The organism is Cytobacillus sp. NCCP-133, from assembly GCF_026011715.1.
Lineage (GTDB): Bacteria > Bacillota > Bacilli > Bacillales > Cytobacillaceae > Cytobacillus.
The window spans coordinates 159,633-175,325 of sequence record NZ_BRVM01000001.1; the positions used below are offsets into that span (position 1 = coordinate 159,633).

15 protein-coding genes are annotated in these 15,693 nt (G+C 39.6%); 1 reads left to right on the top strand and 14 read right to left on the bottom strand.

Annotated features, from left to right (window positions below; all coding sequences use genetic code 11):
- The first annotated feature begins 284 nt into the window (after nt 1-284).
- The gene (locus tag NCCP133_RS00855; protein ID WP_264803075.1) at nt 285-533 is read left to right on the top strand and encodes a ferredoxin; all 249 of its coding nucleotides are present in this window, start codon (nt 285-287) and stop codon (nt 531-533) included.
- Between the two features lie 146 nt (nt 534-679).
- On the opposite strand, the gene NCCP133_RS00860 is transcribed toward NCCP133_RS00855, so the two are convergent.
- The 14 genes from NCCP133_RS00860 to NCCP133_RS00925 all read right to left on the bottom strand — a co-directional run bounded on the left by NCCP133_RS00860 (nt 680) and on the right by NCCP133_RS00925 (nt 15,555).
- The gene (locus tag NCCP133_RS00860; RefSeq protein ID WP_264803076.1) at nt 680-1,492 is read right to left on the bottom strand and encodes a histidinol-phosphatase; all 813 of its coding nucleotides are present in this window, start codon (nt 1,490-1,492) and stop codon (nt 680-682) included.
- Nucleotides 1,493-1,557: 65 nt separating this feature from the next.
- Complete coding sequence (locus NCCP133_RS00865) at nt 1,558-2,502, bottom strand: M23 family metallopeptidase (RefSeq protein ID WP_264803077.1); 945 nt, start codon at nt 2,500-2,502, stop codon at nt 1,558-1,560.
- 227 nt (nt 2,503-2,729) lie between these two features.
- Nucleotides 2,730-3,998, bottom strand: a complete 1,269-nt coding sequence (locus NCCP133_RS00870) for a hypothetical protein (protein WP_264803078.1) — start codon at nt 3,996-3,998, stop codon at nt 2,730-2,732.
- The gene (gene sigX / locus NCCP133_RS00875; protein WP_264803079.1) at nt 3,973-4,524 is read right to left on the bottom strand and encodes an RNA polymerase sigma factor SigX; all 552 of its coding nucleotides are present in this window, start codon (nt 4,522-4,524) and stop codon (nt 3,973-3,975) included. Before sigX ends, NCCP133_RS00870 begins: the two co-directional genes overlap by 26 nt.
- A 338-nt stretch (nt 4,525-4,862) precedes the next feature.
- Nucleotides 4,863-6,644, bottom strand: a complete 1,782-nt coding sequence (locus NCCP133_RS00880; RefSeq protein WP_264803080.1) for an ATP-binding protein — start codon at nt 6,642-6,644, stop codon at nt 4,863-4,865.
- Nucleotides 6,641-7,357 (bottom strand): response regulator transcription factor, encoded by a 717-nt coding sequence (locus tag NCCP133_RS00885; protein ID WP_264803081.1) that lies wholly within the window; start codon nt 7,355-7,357, stop codon nt 6,641-6,643. Before NCCP133_RS00885 ends, NCCP133_RS00880 begins: the two co-directional genes overlap by 4 nt.
- An 87-nt stretch (nt 7,358-7,444) precedes the next feature.
- Complete coding sequence (gene ccsB, locus NCCP133_RS00890; RefSeq protein ID WP_264803082.1) at nt 7,445-8,626, bottom strand: c-type cytochrome biogenesis protein CcsB; 1,182 nt, start codon at nt 8,624-8,626, stop codon at nt 7,445-7,447.
- 12 nt (nt 8,627-8,638) lie between these two features.
- The gene (gene resB, locus NCCP133_RS00895) at nt 8,639-10,270 is read right to left on the bottom strand and encodes a cytochrome c biogenesis protein ResB (protein WP_264803083.1); all 1,632 of its coding nucleotides are present in this window, start codon (nt 10,268-10,270) and stop codon (nt 8,639-8,641) included.
- Nucleotides 10,271-10,290: 20 nt separating this feature from the next.
- Nucleotides 10,291-10,815, bottom strand: coding sequence for a thiol-disulfide oxidoreductase ResA (resA, locus tag NCCP133_RS00900; RefSeq protein ID WP_264803084.1), 525 nt, complete (start codon nt 10,813-10,815; stop codon nt 10,291-10,293).
- A gap of 233 nt (nt 10,816-11,048) precedes the next feature.
- The gene (gene rluB, locus NCCP133_RS00905) at nt 11,049-11,774 is read right to left on the bottom strand and encodes a 23S rRNA pseudouridine(2605) synthase RluB (RefSeq protein ID WP_264803085.1); all 726 of its coding nucleotides are present in this window, start codon (nt 11,772-11,774) and stop codon (nt 11,049-11,051) included.
- A 394-nt stretch (nt 11,775-12,168) separates the two neighbouring features.
- On the bottom strand, nt 12,169-12,705 hold the full coding sequence (locus NCCP133_RS00910) for a spore maturation protein (RefSeq protein ID WP_264803086.1): 537 nt from the start codon (nt 12,703-12,705) through the stop codon (nt 12,169-12,171).
- A 7-nt stretch (nt 12,706-12,712) separates the two neighbouring features.
- The gene (locus NCCP133_RS00915; RefSeq protein WP_264803087.1) at nt 12,713-13,300 is read right to left on the bottom strand and encodes a nucleoside recognition domain-containing protein; all 588 of its coding nucleotides are present in this window, start codon (nt 13,298-13,300) and stop codon (nt 12,713-12,715) included.
- Nucleotides 13,293-14,444 carry a D-alanyl-D-alanine carboxypeptidase family protein gene (locus tag NCCP133_RS00920; RefSeq protein WP_264803088.1) on the bottom strand — a complete coding sequence of 384 codons (1,152 nt, stop codon included), beginning with the start codon at nt 14,442-14,444 and terminating at the stop codon, nt 13,293-13,295. The genes NCCP133_RS00915 and NCCP133_RS00920 overlap by 8 nt, the downstream gene beginning before the upstream one ends.
- A gap of 220 nt (nt 14,445-14,664) precedes the next feature.
- The gene (locus NCCP133_RS00925) at nt 14,665-15,555 is read right to left on the bottom strand and encodes a superoxide dismutase (protein ID WP_264803089.1); all 891 of its coding nucleotides are present in this window, start codon (nt 15,553-15,555) and stop codon (nt 14,665-14,667) included.
- Between the last annotated feature and the right edge of the window lie 138 nt (nt 15,556-15,693).

Below are 15,693 nucleotides of genomic sequence, written 5' to 3' on the forward strand. Positions count from 1 at the left end.
AAAAATGCTCTTAGACCAGAGTGCTTAATCGAAACTCCGCTGGACAACTTTTTAGTACTGCAATCATTAAGTTCTTTCTTTTTCATTTTATCATGAAAGAAATTAAGCATAGCGTTTTAAATATTTTAATTAGGGTAAATTAAGCGGAAACCCTGTTGTGATAAGCATTCTCAATACATTTCCTATTGAAAAGTTGCCCATACAGTTTTACAATAGGAATGAGGAATGAGTTACCATCTAAAAAGATGGGAGATTATTTGTTTAAATCTTGGGAGGTTTTTTTCATGGCAAAGTATACGATTGTTGACAAAGAAACATGCATCGCGTGTGGTGCATGTGGAGCAGCTGCACCAGACATTTATGATTATGATGACGAAGGCATTGCATTCGTTACCCTTGATGATAACCAGGGAATTGTTGAAATTCCAGATGTATTAATTGATGATATGATGGATGCTTTTGAAGGCTGCCCAACTGACTCTATTAAAGTAGCTGACGATGCGTTCGATGGCAATCCGCTTAAATACGAATAGAATTTTTGTTATATTTTAAAAATGTTAAGCTACTGCTCCCTTTCACGGTTGAAGGGGAGTTTTTTTAAATTTATATCGTTTTATTTAAGTTCAAAAGGATATAAATTACGATATCATAAAAAAGGATGGCAAAAGCCATCCTTCTTTTATCCCAGCGGGTATTCTTTTCTTTCTCCTTTGGAGAATGTCATAATTGTTTTGTATCCGATATCTTTTGCAAGTGAAAGCGCCTGGTTAAAGTCAGCTCCCACATGCTCCGGAAAATGCGCATCGGAGGAAAGGACAATTGGTATATTTTTTTCATAGCATTTTTGCAGCAATCTTTTATCCGGGTATAGTTCACCTACTGGTTTCCGTATACCTGCGGTACTTATTTCAACACAGGTCTTTGACTCTGCCAGGGCATTTGCCGCACGGTCATATTGTTCAAGCAAAAATTCTTCATCAGCAGGAACATATTTGAAAATCTTTACGAGGTCAAGATGACCCACAATATCAAATAGATTTGACTGTGCCAAGGTAACGACCTGGTCAAAATACTTTCTGTAAACATCATAAAGATCTCTTTTATCCCATTCTTTTCTGAACTCCGCGAGGTCAATACCAAAATCCCCTACCCAGTGAATCGATCCAATTACGTAATCAAATGAGTAGCTATTAATAAATTTCTCCATTTCATCGTGCTTTCCTGGTGTATAATCCATTTCAATTGACATTTTTACATCTATTTCGTTTCTCCATGCTTCATGAAATACATTTACATAGTCTTTCATATCGTAATAGCGTCTTTCGTTTACCCATGGATTCTGCAAAATGTCTGCTGTCTGATAGAAATGATAGGCATGCTCTGAAATACCGAAGCTCCCTATTCCTTTTTGGGCTGCTGCATCTGTAAATTTCTTTAAATATTCAAGGCTCAATGTCCCTTTTTCAAGATGATTATGATAATCCGTCAGCATCTCTCCAACTCCCTCAAGTTTTTTACCCATTATACTTTAAGAGAGTAAAGCGATGCAATCATATTCTATTTATTTTTACGAATAATTAGCAATTGTCCAACTTGAATGGTATCAGAATGAAGATTATTTAATTCTTTTATCTCTTGAACGGTTGTTTGATTACTTGTAGCAATCAGTGTGAGGCTATCGCCATTACGCACCATATACTGCTTAAGATTTTCCGAATTTAATTTCAGTTTTTGTCCCTCCAGAATTTTATTTTCTTTAATATTATTAAAGTTTGCAATTGTATCTACCGATAAATTATATTGCTCAGCAATCTCCCATAGTGTTTCACCAGGCTTAACAACGTGGATAGCCTGTTCTCCAGGATTTTCCTTAGCTCTATCATCATTAATATTTTCATTTTCCTGTGTTATATTTTGTACAGGTTCCATCTTGGATATTTGAGCAGAAACCTCATGTGCTTTTTTATCATTTAGCGCAGCGTACACAGGATGTCCAATTTTTTCGCTCCCAAAAGCTAAAAAAGGGTCTACTGCATTTACTTTATCAACTGTCCATTCTCGCTTATGTATTTCAAAGTGAAGATGCACTCCAGAAGAATCCCCCGTGCTCCCCATCGTGCCTATTTTCTGTCCCTGTGCAACCTTTTCATCATTGGCGGCCAAGCGCTCGTTCATATGGGCATAGACGGTTTCTGTTTGATTTCTGTGTTTAATAAAAACTACATGTCCGTAGGTTTCTGAGAAATAAGATTTGGATACCACTCCGGAATCGACAGCATATACCGGAGATCCGGATTCAGCAGCAATATCGATTCCCTTGTGATGGCCACGCCTTGTCCCAAACGTATCTGTAATGACACCATCTGCAGGCCACATCCAGTGCTCTGTGAGTTTCTTGACATTATACTCTGCAGCCTTGGTCTGTTTCCCTCCCAGAAATAATAGGCCAACACATAATGCCATTATCCCTGCAATAAAGAAACGCCTAATGTAATCCCTCATCCTTTTCCTCCTATAATGTTAGCTTGAAACACTAGCTGAGATTGAGTACCTGATTTTGTTTCTGCCGCTCTCCAATTCAACTTATGATCGCTTGTACTTTTTTAGAACTGACATTTTTGATTATTGGTTCCAAAGGCACATTTGTTAGTATACTTCAAGTCTCGGGTTTTTTATGCAAAAGGGGGATTTTTCCGCATACAAATTAAATAGGCAGCCTTATTGGCTGCCTATTTAATTGGCAATTCGCGCTTATTTGCCGCTACCGGCACTTTTAATTCCGCTGTTAGATCAAACTTTCCAATCTTATCAACATCAGCATTCTCCAGCTTTACAGTGTTGAAGTCAAATTCCTTCGCAGTCAGCAAAATGGCCTCAATTGCATGAAGGGTTGATTCGTTATCAACAATTTCTGATTCACTCTCAAAGCGGATCATCAGCTTCCCTTTCTGTAATTCCTCTGCCTCAAAATTAAGATCCTCAGGTATGGATGCCTGCAGATTATCATTAATACGATTCTCCTTCATAGCTCTTAAAGCATCTTTGATAGAATTCAGCTTTTCCCTTAAAGGAACCATAAAGGGTTTAGAATATTCTCCCTTTGGATACAGAAAATAGTATATTAAGTTCCCATTGCCTGTTTCCGGGACAAACTCTTCCCTATAGCCAAAATGACTAAATTCAATGCCCTTCTGCCCCTCTGTGGCCAGGTTAATCTTTTCAATATCAAGACTGCCCATAACATTTGCCAATACTCTTTCAAGCTGCAGTTCTGTAGTAGAAGATATACTGTAAGGGTGATCCTTAGGTACATCCACAGTCAAAGATCTATTTTCCTGGTTATAGCTAAATTTTGCTTTCAAAGGATAATAATCAAGTAATCCCCATTTCTCTTCCGTAAGCCTGCTCATGTTTTCATCAAATAATTGAAATTTGGACTTAGCAGAATCCTCTTCAACCAGAACGCTTACGGGAACAATATTTTGAGCACTCTGGTCAGGAATAGCATAAGTTAATAGTTCCTTCCCAGCCAAATCCTCTTCATAAACGGCCGTTGCACTAGTATCAGCACCCGCAGACCTCAAGCTGATTTGATCTTTTGACTTTATATCTGCCTCATTTTGAGATGCCTCATCCAATTGTCCTGTAGTATTCTCGTCAATCTCTTCCTTTAATCCTAACTCAGCCTGATTATCATTTGCTTCAAACATTTTATTTTCACTTGCAATTTCAGCAGAGGATGATGACTGATCCGCTTGAATTTCAACTGACTTATCGGCAGAGTCCTGCCAATTCATAAGGCTTGGGGCAATTATGAAAAATAAGAGCAAGGCAGCGGCTGCGGCTGCAGTTGGCAGGATCCACGTTCTTTGCTTCCGTTTTTCGAGCTTCAATTCAATATTTTGGTAAATCTCCCTCGAATTGCGCCTATCTTTTATTTTTGGCATCTGGCTTAGTAATTGCTCAATCTGCTCATCGCTCAACTCCGACTTCCTCATTATCCTTCCCCTCCTTTGCCAAAATGTCTTCCATATGCTTCTTCAAAACCTTTAACGCCCGATGCTGAGTAGTCTTTACTTTGCTTTCAGTCCAGCCTAGTGCATCGGCTGCCTCAGCAATGGTAAGTTCATGGATATATCTCATAATAATCACGAGCCGCTGGTCAACTGTGCAAAGATCCAGACAGCGATAGATTAGCTGAATCTCTTCCCTTTGCATAGCCATCTCTTCAGGCAAGGGGAACTCATCCTTTACTTGCTGGGTCGACCAGTCAAATTTCTCCAAAATCCTTTGCTTCCATCCCTTTTGTTTCCGGAAGGAATCAATAGCTACATTGCGTGCAATTGAAAAAAGCCATGTCTTTTCACTGCTTTTCCCTTCAAACCGTTCGTAAGATTTTAATACTCTTATATAAACCTCTTGGACTAAATCCTCAGCAAGTTCCTTGTTTTTGACCATATAAAAAAGAAATTGAAAAACGTCATGGTGGTATTTTTTATAAAGTTCATCAAAAACGGAGTCCATGGATTTCCCCTCCCCGTTTAATAAAATAGTCGTTTTCTCTCTAAAAAAAGTTACAGCTTAACTATATTATTATTTTGCAGAATAGTGCAAGAGTCTTAAAACAAGCTATGCTTGTTTCTGTGAAGAAAATTCTTGAAAGCCTTCCCTTAGTAAAAGGATTATCTTCAGCTTCTGAAGTGTTTTCTTTTGCCTCAATCACCCTAGCTCAAGGAATATACATCATAAAAAAAGAAAGGATATGCAGGGCATTTCCTTCCCAATCTGCTGTATACATTACAGTCCTATTTAATTTCGAAATGTTTCCCATGTATCAAGAACAATCGTCATATTTCTCGATATTATCCTTCATTTCGAGGAATAAAAAATGAAAATGTCGTACCTTGTCCAAGCTTGCTCTGCACGGTGATATGGCCTTTATGCGCTTCAATAATATTTTTCGCAATAGCGAGCCCTAGCCCGGTTCCCGAACGGCCTCTGGTCCTTGCTTTATCGGCTTTATAAAAGCGTTCAAACACAAATGGAAGATCTTCATCCGGTATGCCCGAACCAGAATCTTTGACTTCAATATATAAGCCTCGGTCTTCATTAAATACTGTTACTTTTACTATTCCATTCTCAGGAGTGTGGCGAATTGCATTATCAATCAGGTTAGTCATTACTTGTTCAATTCGGTCAGGATCAAAAGATAAGCGTATTCCAGTGCATTTCGAGTCATATTCCAGAACGATATCTTTATCTTTCGCCAAGCCTTGAAACTTCCTGACAATCCTCTGGAGATAAGAATCCAATTCTATTTCTTCCCTTGTCAGCTGAATATGACCAGCTTCCATTCTGGCAAGATCCAGCAGTTCATTTACAAGCCTTCCCATCCTTAAGGATTCGTCGTATATGACACTTGCCATTTCTTTTTTCTCTTCATCCGTTCCAGCGATATCATCCACAATGGCCTCACTATAGCCCTGCATCATAGAAATAGGCGTCCTTAGTTCGTGTGAAACATTTGCTATGAAATCATTTCGCAGCTTATCTAGCTTGCGCTCTTCTGTCATATCCCTTATGACAGCCACAGCGCCACGAATGAACTTATTATTATAAAGAGGACTTACAATGATTACCCAAGAACGTCCTTGAATCGAAATTTCTCCTACCTGTTCATTTTCCGTGTTGACTGCCAGCTGGAAAAGTTCCATTACTTGAGATGGGACAGCCTCTGTATTATTTAACTCACCCTGTTCATAGAACCAGCTTTGCAAAAAACGTTCTGCAGGCGGGTTTGTGATGAGGATGGTTCCATCTCTGTTAAAAGTAATAACACCGTCTGCCATGCCGCTTAAAATACTGGCAAGCTGCTCTTTTTCCTGGCTAAGCGCATTCATATTAAATTTCAGCTGCCTGCCCATTTGGTTAAATGCAGTTGCCAATTCACCAATTTCATCATTTGTCAGAATTGGTACTTTAGTATCAAACTTCCCTCTGGCGACCTCAAAAGCAGCCTCTTTCATCTTTCGAAGCGGGGCGTTAATCCTTGTAGATAAAAAGAATGCAAAAATTGTCGTTAAGATAATCGCCACTCCGGCAGCAAGCAAAATAAATTTTGTAGTAGACCTGGTCGTTTCCTGCATAACTTCAATTGACTGATAGATAAATACTGCTCCATTGCTGTCATCCATTTCAAAAGGAACACCAATAATCAATAATCTGCTTTCATTTTCGGATGATGCACCAGCATAATCCGGGTGGACGGAAGATTCTTTTTTAACTGTTTTATTTTCAGTGAAGACCTCACTTAAATCTTCTTCTTCAGTCAAATAAGATATCGGCAGCTTCACTGAATCGGTATGATTGGGAGAGTAATAATACTCTGTCGGTGAATTAATAATTACGACTTTTGTTACGTCATCAACCAGTTCCCAGGAAATTTCAAGCCCGACATCTCGATCATGTTCTTTCAGGATTCTGGTGATTTTATGGGCTGTATTGGTCAGTCCTTTTTCAGTTTCATTAATGTGATAGTTCTCGAAAAATTCCAAAAGCATAATCGTTAAAATAAGTAAAACAAAGGATACTAATAAGAGGATGGTCCCCCAAAGCTTACCTACTACACTCTTCCATAGCATCATTCATTAATGACCTCAAACTTATATCCAACGCCCCATACAGTAACAATCATTCTGGCGGCTTGCTCGGAAACTTTGTTTAGTTTTTCGCGCAGGCGTTTAACATGGGTATCGACTGTTCTTAAATCACCAAAAAATTCATAATGCCATACTTCTTTCAGCAACTGCTCACGGTCAAAAACCTTATCCGGTGCTTTTGCCAGGAAGTACAGCAATTCATACTCCTTTGGAGTAAGACCTACTTCTTTTCCATCTGCCAACACCCTATGTGCATCGTTATCAATTGTCAGATACGGAAATACAATAATGTCCTTGGCGGAAGTTTCTGTTTGAAGATAAGTCGTTTTTGACGATCTCCTAAGCAAGGCCTTAACACGCAAAACAACTTCTCTTGGGCTGAATGGTTTGACAATATAATCATCCGTACCCACTTCAAATCCTTGTACCCGGTTAACTTCTTCACCTTTGGCTGTTAGCATAATGACAGGAGTAGCTTTCTTCTCTCTTAAATCCCTGCATACTTCAATCCCATCTTTCCCAGGCATCATCAAGTCAAGAAGTATAAGATCATATTCATTAGCCAAAGCCTTCGACAAAGCCTGATTTCCATCTTCTGCCTCATCAATCGTATAATTTTCCCGCTCAAGATACATTTTTAATAATCGGCGAATTCTTTCTTCATCATCGACGACTAAAATCTTCACTTCGTTTTCCATTTTTCACAAATCCCCCTAATATTTAATAAAGAAATAAATGAGTTTAAAATAAAGCCTTCACTATTGTGAAGTGAAGGCTCCTATTATTTATGATCCGGCATAGGAATGCAAACCTGCAATAACGAGGTTAACTGCAACAAGATTGAACATGATGATAATAAATCCTATTACAGCCAGCCAAGCTGACTTTTCACCATGCCAGCCTTTGGATAAGCGAAGATGCAGGTATGCAGCATAGAATAAGAACGTAATAAGCGCCCATACTTCTTTTGGATCCCAGCCCCAAAAACGTGTCCAGGCAATTTGCGCCCAAATCATTGCAAAAATTAAAGCTCCGAGCGTAAATACCGGAAAGCCGATTAGTACTGAACGATAGCCAATCTCATCAACTAAATCAAGATTAATATTTTTCGTTAAGGGCTGAAGCGCTTCCCCAATCCTTCTTCGGAGCACTGCTCTTAAAACCAAATAAAGGATTATCCCTGAAGCTAATGACCATATAACTGTATTTAATTTTTTCGCATTTATTATTGGGGGCATTTCAGCTAATGGTTTAAACTTACCATCTGTCACTAACTGTCCCTCATTTGGTCCTGTTAAAGCAGGCATATGATATTCAAGGACAGCCTCCTGCCCATTTTTATCAATCCAATTAAATTCTGCCTTGTAACCCATAGCAGAAAACGTTGAACTAATAATGATAAAGCCAAGTGTACAAACCAATCCAAACATCACTGCTTCAAGCCAGAATCTCTGTTTGCTTTGCTTTCTCTGATCAACAGATTTTACCAGATAAATAATTCCCGCAGCGAAGCTTACTGCCAAAATAGCTTGACCTACCGCGGCAGTAGTAACGTGAATATGAAGCCAATCACTTTGCAATGCCGGGATAAGCGGTGAAACCTCTCTTGGAAACATGCTTGCATATGCGATCAAAATCAATGCTACCGGAAGTGTGAAAACTCCCAAAATAGGTGTTTTATATATTAGATAAAGAATAATAAATGCACCTACAAGCGACATGCCGAAGAACGTAGTAAATTCAAATAAGTTGCTGACTGGCGCATGCCCGGCTGCGATCCACCTCGTAATAAAATAGCCCAGCTGAGCAATAAACCCTATAATGGAAATCCATAACCCAATAGATGCCCATCTGTTTGGCCCTCTATTTGTTCTATTCTTATCTTTAATGGAGCCTGCAAAAAAGACAGTAGCAATTAAATAGAGGATAAAAGCTGTGTATAATAAATTGCTGCTTAAACTAACCACTCCGATTCCTCCTTAGCCTTTCTTTTCACTTTGCTTCTGCAGCTGGTCTTCAGGCATCTCGATACTAGTTCCATCCAACGCTGCATCTATTTCCCGTTTAAGTCCATGCCAGTTTTTATTTGTGTGGCCGGCTACCCACACCTCGCCATCAACACGGCGAAGCCAGATTCGGCGATGATTCCAGTAGGACCCCTGAGCAACACCGATCATAAATATGGCACCGCCCAATGCGATGATCCATAAAGTCAAATCTTTCCGTACTGTCAAAGCTGAGACATTTTTAGTATCTACACCTTTGAATGCCATCTTGTATTCATTATCTCCAAACGGTTCGATTGTCTGCCTGATTGCAACAAAGCTTATCTCGCCATCCGGATTATCAGGTGTAAACATCTTAAAAACAAAGGCAGGATTATTCGGAATTCTTGACTTCGTTACCGGCTCCCCGTTTTCATCGAATTCAAAATCAGGGAAAAAGCTGACGATTTCTGCTTTATAGCCATTGCCCAAATCATAGGCATCTTGTGGATCATTTAAATCTACAGTCAAATCTCCATATTCTTCACCTGTTTTTTTGTTAGTCAGGGCAAAAGACATTTTATTCAATTCATTAAGTTTATAATCAACTTGGTATAATGCAAAGTTTTCAAATTTCAGCGGCTCGTTTACTCTAATTTCAAAGTCCTTAACTTTCTCAAGGTTCGCTTCTTCCCCTGCAACTGCATCTCCACTCTTTTTATAAAGAGTGACATTTGATTGATAGTTTTTTGCTACCATTCCCGCTTTATCAATCGCTTCATCAAATACTTCATTATCCTTCTCTTTATCATAGACTTCAAGTATAAACTTTTCATTCTTTAAGTAATATTCACCATTGGTTTCAGGAATAACCTTTGTTTCACCTTCCCGAATCCATAAAATTTTATCTACATACATCCCTGGAACAAAGCGCAGCATGCCGCCAATTAAGAAAATGATCAGTCCCACATGGTTGACGTACGGACCCCATCTTGAAAATCGCCCTTTTTCTGCCAGGAGGTTTCCATTTTCTTCTCTAATGTTATATTTCTTTTCTTTTAATTTTTCTTTTGCCATCGTAAATGCTTGATCCGTTTCAACTATCTTTGAAACTCCAAACACCCTTTGGCGCTGAAGGTAACTTTCATGCCGGCTTACCCTCTGCTTTTTTAAAGCTCTGTATAAAGGAATAACCCTATCAAGGCTGCAGATCACCAGGGAAATTCCGATGGAAGCTATCAAAATTAGGTACCACCATGAGCTGTATAGGTTATGGAAACCTAGATCATAATAGACTTTGCCTATCCATCCATACTGATCTTCATAGTATTCTGCAGCAGGCATGACCGGAGGGATATACATTTCCTGCGGCAGTATTGTTCCAAGCGCAGAAGCAATCAGCGTAATAACAATTAGCCAGACTCCAACCTTAACAGATGAGAAAAAATTCCAAATCTTATCAATCATTGTTTTATTATAAGTTTGCGAACGGCGGGCACTTCCCTCATACCTCATATCCAGAAGCTTCTTTTCTTTTTCTTTTTCTTCCAATACCTTTCCGCATGACTCACAGAGAACAGTACCATGCGGATTTACATGACCGCATTCGCATTTTACTTCATTCATATATTAAAACTCCCCGTAACTTATGGTTTAATCTGTTCCATATAGTCCTTAATCGTTGCTTCATTCATCTCTCCCGTAATATACTTGACAACCTTTCCATCTTTATCAATCAGGAAGGTGGCAGGCAGCGGGTTAATTCCGTAAGCCGATTGAACAGGGCCATCCTTATCAATTACAATTGGAAAAGATAAATTGTAGCGATCAGAAAATTTATTCACTGCCAGGTCTGTTTCTCCAACATTAACTGCAAGGACCTGAACACCCTGGTCTTTAAATTCTTTGTATTGATTGTTCATATATGGCATTTCTTTTTCGCAGGGTTTGCACCAGGTTCCCCAAAAGTTCAGGAAAACGCCTTGACCTTCGTAATCAGAAAGCCGATGCTTATTCCCTTCCAAATCTGTCAGTACAAAATCCGGCGCTTTTTCCCCGACAGCAACCTTTTGCACCTGATCTTTCGTAAAGTTTGCGTATAGTGTATATGCCACGGCAGCACCAAGGACAAGCAAAATGACTGTTCTTATTACCAGTCGCTGCTTTTTCATCTATAATTACCTCCCTAAGCGCGGCTCCTTAATCATAAATCACTCGCAAGGAGCCAAAAGTCAGATTCAACTTTGTTAACAATTTTATCAGATTACCTATGTAGCAACTTAGGATCATGAATAGCCTGAACAGCTGTTTCCTATTATATCATTTTTCAACATGCCCACATTATTAACAAATCAGCGCAACTGTGACACTTCTATGAATTTTTCAGAAGAAAGTCAGCCAAATATCACTTCTTCTTCATCGCGAGAGTACGCAGCTGCTTTACCTCATGGGCTGTTAGCTCCCTCGCATCACCAGCTGACAATCCCTGCAGAGTCAGGAACCCGTATCTTTCTCTTTTAAGTTTCAAAACTGGGTGGCCGATCGCCTCAAACATTCTTCTTACCTGCCGATTACGCCCTTCATGAATGCTCATCTCAATAATGGCTGTTTGCTTTTTCTTATCCATTGATAAAAGCTTTGCTTTAGCAGAGGCTGTCTTTCCGTCCTCTAGCACGATGCCTCTTTGAAGGTTTTTTACGCTTTCCCTTGATGGTATCCCTTTTACCTTAGCAACATAGACCTTTTCAATCTCATTACTTGGGTGCATTAACAAATTTGCAAATTCGCCGTCATTGGTAAGAACCAACAGGCCTGAAGTATCATAGTCCAGCCTGCCTACAGGATAAATTCTTTGTTTAATACCTTCAAAGTAATCTGTTACAACCTTCCTGCCCTTATCATCGGTTACCGCTGAAATTACACCTCTTGGCTTATAAAGGAGAAAATAAACAGGCTCTTCTCTTTCAACAGGAATGCCATCAACTTCTATTCGATCAGATTGTGACACTTTTATGCCCAATTCCCTGACTGTTTTTCCATTAACCTTTACACGTCCCTGAGCCATAAGCTCTTCAGCTTTTCTTCGGGAAGCAAACCCTGCGTGGGCAATGACTTTTTGCAATCTTTCCATTTATGTCACCTCATAGATTTAATAACTGATTTTCATACTTTTTTCACTCCTAATGAATTATGACACAATTGATCAAGTTTTCAAAGCAAACCATAATCAAATCAAGCAGTTTGAATTCAGGATCTTTTAGTTGGAAGATTATATAAGAAAAGCGCAGGGCGACTTGCCCAGGGACGACAGGCATAAGACAAGCCCTGCAAGAAGGTGTTCTTCCTTCTGGAAGGGCTTGGCTTACGACCTCGAGGGAGTAGGCGCCTGGAGCTAGACAGTTATCTAAGTTCAAAAGGATATAAATTCTGAAATTATAAAAAAGATACCTCTTGCTGGTATCTTTTTTATAAATCTTTATTATTAAATGTATATGAATTATTGAAACAATTTCTGGGACAATACCTTATACACTGCCAAATACAAGGGTTACAACAACAATTGCAGCAATGATTCCTGCCAGGTCAGCCAGCAGGCCAACCTTTAAAGCATCCCCCATTTTCTTGATTCCAACAGCACCAAAGTAAACAGTTAATACATAAAACGTAGTATCTGTACTCCCCTGCAGAACAGAAGCCAGCCTTCCAATAAAAGAGTCAGGCCCATGGACAGCGATCAGGTCACTGGTCATTCCAAGAGCTGCTGTTCCTGAAATTGGGCGAATAATTGCCAAAGGAATGATATCAGGAGGTATCCCTGCCGCTATAAGGCCCGGCCTGATAGAATCCATAAAGTATTCCAATGCGCCAGATGCTCTGAAAACTGAGATTGCCACAAGCATGCCAACAAGAAAGGGGATAATTGAAACGGCGATTTTAATTCCTTCCTTGCCCCCTTCAACGAAACTTTCATATGTAGGCACGCGTTTAAAGGTGCCATATACTAATATGAATCCTATTAAAACTGGAATAAACCAGAGTGAGATAACCGTTATGATCTCCATTTATACCTCATCCTTTACGGGTTCTTCGATAATAAAAATACCGATCTATCATTATAGCCGCCAATGTAGAGCAAAAGGTGGCCACTAAAGTAGGTCCCACGATTTCAGTTGGAGAGGCTGAGCTATAATTCATGCGGATCGCGATGACGGTTGTTGGGATTAACGTGAGGCTGGAGGTGTTGATAGCCAAAAAAGTAATCATTGATCGGCTTGCTTCATTTTTTCCCCCATTTAACACTTTAAGTTCCTCCATAGCCTTAATGCCAAGCGGTGTTGCTGCATTCCCTAGGCCAAACATATTGGCCATCATGTTGGACAGAATATACCCCATCGCCGGATGATCATTTGGAACTTCTGGAAAAAGCTTTTTTACAATGGGCCGGAAAAGTAAAGCCAATTTTTTCAAGAGGCCCGCATCCTCTGCAATTCTCATCATGCCAAGCCAAAAAACAAGGATACTGATTAACCCGATACAAAGTGTAACCGCCTCTTTCGCACCTTTAAATATCGCTTCATTTACTTCATTCATGGTCCCATTCATCATGGCAAAAAGAATCCCAATTGCCGTCAGCATGACCCAAATAATATTAACCATCTTTCTTCACTCCGGCGATTGAAGTAAATAAACTCCTAAAATAGTCCATGAAGGATTTATCTTCTTTTCCCTTTTCCTGCTTATAATATATAGGAAGTTTCTTAACTGGCTGATTATCAAAGTATACAGTTGCATGACCGACAACTTCTGGGATCTTACGGATTTCCCTCCACTCTTCTTTTGGTTTGAGCAGTTTGAAATCAATTTTGAAATCATTTTTTTCCTCATTTGTCACAGGGTAGCTGTATGGGTGTTTAAAATATATTTTATTTTTATAGAAGTTATCTTCCACATCCTTAATTGTTCCCTGCGGGAGAACCTCAACAACATCGTAATTCTTAAATGCTGTCTCATACATATTGATATGATCGTTCCAATCATCGGGCCCATTCAAGGTTACAGCAATCAGGTTTAGATTTCCTTTTGATGCAGTTGTGACAAGGGTTCTTTTTGCCCGTTTTGTGTACCCTGTTTTCCCCCCAGTGCAATGCTCATACATCTCTGTAAACAATCTGTTTTTGTTTTTCCACACTCGGTCCCAGCTTTCATTCGGATTTGGAGCTCTATGCACTTTGGTACTTGTAATTTCCTGGTACTTTTCATTTTCCATGGCATACCTTGTTAATAAAGCCATATCATAGGCAGTTGAAAAATGGTCTTCATGGTCATCCAATCCATGCGGGTTGGCAAAGTGAGAATTTTTCATCCCGATTTCTTCAGCTTTTTGATTCATTAGAAAACTGAAACCATCCAGGCTGCCTCCAACATGCTCAGCAATGGCAACTGCAGCATCGTTTCCTGAACGCAGCATCAGTCCGTAAACCAAATCTTCAAGCTTTATTTTTTCTCCAGGTTTTAGATAAATGGACGACCCTTCAGTTCTGACAGCCTGTTCACTTACTTTAACCATATCGTTCAATTTTCCAGATTCAATCGCGAGGATGGCGGTCATGATTTTCGTAATGCTTGCAATTCTTCTGGTTTTAGTTGCTTCCTTCCCAAAGAGGACACGCCCAGTATCCTGATCCATTAAAATTGCGCTTCGAGCACTAACAGAAACAGAAGCTTCTGCCTTCTGCGGAATATTCGTCATCACTAAAGCTGCAACTAACAATACGGCCATTAGCCTGTTTAAGATTTTCATTGCAAAAACCCCGTCTCCTTTTATGGATGTTTTTTAATTGTAAGCAGTGAACGCTCCTTAGCTATGCAAAATGGGCGCCAAAAGGCTTTTCTTTGTTTGTACAAGTTTATGCCGGACAAGTAGTGATATGACTAATTAGTAAAACTTGTCTTGCTGTTCGCAGATAGATCTTGTCCTCTAAAAAAAAGAAAACAGCATATACTGTTTCCCTCAACCTGAATCAATATGGCTTCCATTTTAGCTGTGAGGCTTTAAGATACCGATCCTCAACATCCTTCCAGTTGACTACATTCCACCATTTTTTCACATAATCGCCGCGATTGTTTTTATACTGCAGATAATAAGCATGTTCCCAAACATCCAAAACCAGAAGCGGAACGGTATCCCATTGTGTCAGAAGCATATGCCTTTCTGACTGCAGAACTTCAAGCCTTCGCGCCCTTGGCGACCATACCAGCAATGCCCATCCAACACCTTCAACCTGCTGAGCGGCTTCAGAAAAATGCGCTTTGAAGCGATCAAAGCGTCCAAAATACTTATTGATTTCTTTTAATAATGCGCCTGATGGTTTTCCGCCGCCTTTTGGACTCATATTATTCCAGAAAATCGTATGCAGGTAGTGCCCTGAACCATGGAAAGCCAGTTCGCGGGACCAATGTTTGACAAGGCTGTAATCCCCCTTATCTCTTGCCATTTGCAGCATATTTTCAGCTTTATTTAATCCATCCACATAGGATTGATGATGCTTGTCATGATGAAGCTGCATAATTTCACCAGATATATAGGGTTCAAGCGCTTTATAATCATATGGGAGCGGCGGAAGGGTATGCTTTCCGGCAGCGATATAAGGTTCATTCGCATTGATATTTCCAACTTGCTGACGATTAGTAAAGTAATTTTCCATATTAGAGTGCAATTCATCTACCTGTTCCTGAATTCTTTCCAGCTCATGTATATCAAGCTGACCATTGATTCCTTCCATGATGTCAGTAAGACTATCCAGCCGATGCCAAAGTTCATTATTTTTTTCCACATCCTCTGATTCTAAGAATCCCCGCAGCTCTTTATTCCATTTTGAAACTTCCTTAATGTAATCTTCCAATTTTCCCATATTAACCTCACTCACTTCCTCATTAGGCTCACTTTCTATTCTTATGAGGGATGGTTTGTACGTTTGCCTAAATATATGTGAGGAACCAGTAAGTTTTTGTATATTTGTCACCCGTTCGGCCGGGGTAGGTTAGGAAAG

Excerpts from the sequence above, each read along its gene's own strand:
- NCCP133_RS00855 (WP_264803075.1), top strand. The coding sequence starts at position 285 with ATGGCAAAGTATACGATTGTTGACAAAGAAACATGCATCGCGTGTGGT.
- NCCP133_RS00860 (WP_264803076.1), bottom strand. The coding sequence starts at position 1,492 with ATGCTGACGGATTATCATAATCATCTTGAAAAAGGGACATTGAGCCTT.
- NCCP133_RS00865 (WP_264803077.1), bottom strand. The coding sequence starts at position 2,502 with ATGAGGGATTACATTAGGCGTTTCTTTATTGCAGGGATAATGGCATTA.
- NCCP133_RS00870 (WP_264803078.1), bottom strand. The coding sequence starts at position 3,998 with ATGAGGAAGTCGGAGTTGAGCGATGAGCAGATTGAGCAATTACTAAGC.
- sigX (WP_264803079.1), bottom strand. The coding sequence starts at position 4,524 with ATGGACTCCGTTTTTGATGAACTTTATAAAAAATACCACCATGACGTT.
- NCCP133_RS00880 (WP_264803080.1), bottom strand. The coding sequence starts at position 6,644 with ATGATGCTATGGAAGAGTGTAGTAGGTAAGCTTTGGGGGACCATCCTC.
- NCCP133_RS00885 (WP_264803081.1), bottom strand. The coding sequence starts at position 7,357 with ATGGAAAACGAAGTGAAGATTTTAGTCGTCGATGATGAAGAAAGAATT.
- resB (WP_264803083.1), bottom strand. The coding sequence starts at position 10,270 with ATGAATGAAGTAAAATGCGAATGCGGTCATGTAAATCCGCATGGTACT.
- resA (WP_264803084.1), bottom strand. The coding sequence starts at position 10,815 with ATGAAAAAGCAGCGACTGGTAATAAGAACAGTCATTTTGCTTGTCCTT.
- rluB (WP_264803085.1), bottom strand. The coding sequence starts at position 11,774 with ATGGAAAGATTGCAAAAAGTCATTGCCCACGCAGGGTTTGCTTCCCGA.
- NCCP133_RS00910 (WP_264803086.1), bottom strand. The coding sequence starts at position 12,705 with ATGGAGATCATAACGGTTATCTCACTCTGGTTTATTCCAGTTTTAATA.
- NCCP133_RS00915 (WP_264803087.1), bottom strand. The coding sequence starts at position 13,300 with ATGGTTAATATTATTTGGGTCATGCTGACGGCAATTGGGATTCTTTTT.
- NCCP133_RS00920 (WP_264803088.1), bottom strand. The coding sequence starts at position 14,444 with ATGAAAATCTTAAACAGGCTAATGGCCGTATTGTTAGTTGCAGCTTTA.
- NCCP133_RS00925 (WP_264803089.1), bottom strand. The coding sequence starts at position 15,555 with ATGGGAAAATTGGAAGATTACATTAAGGAAGTTTCAAAATGGAATAAA.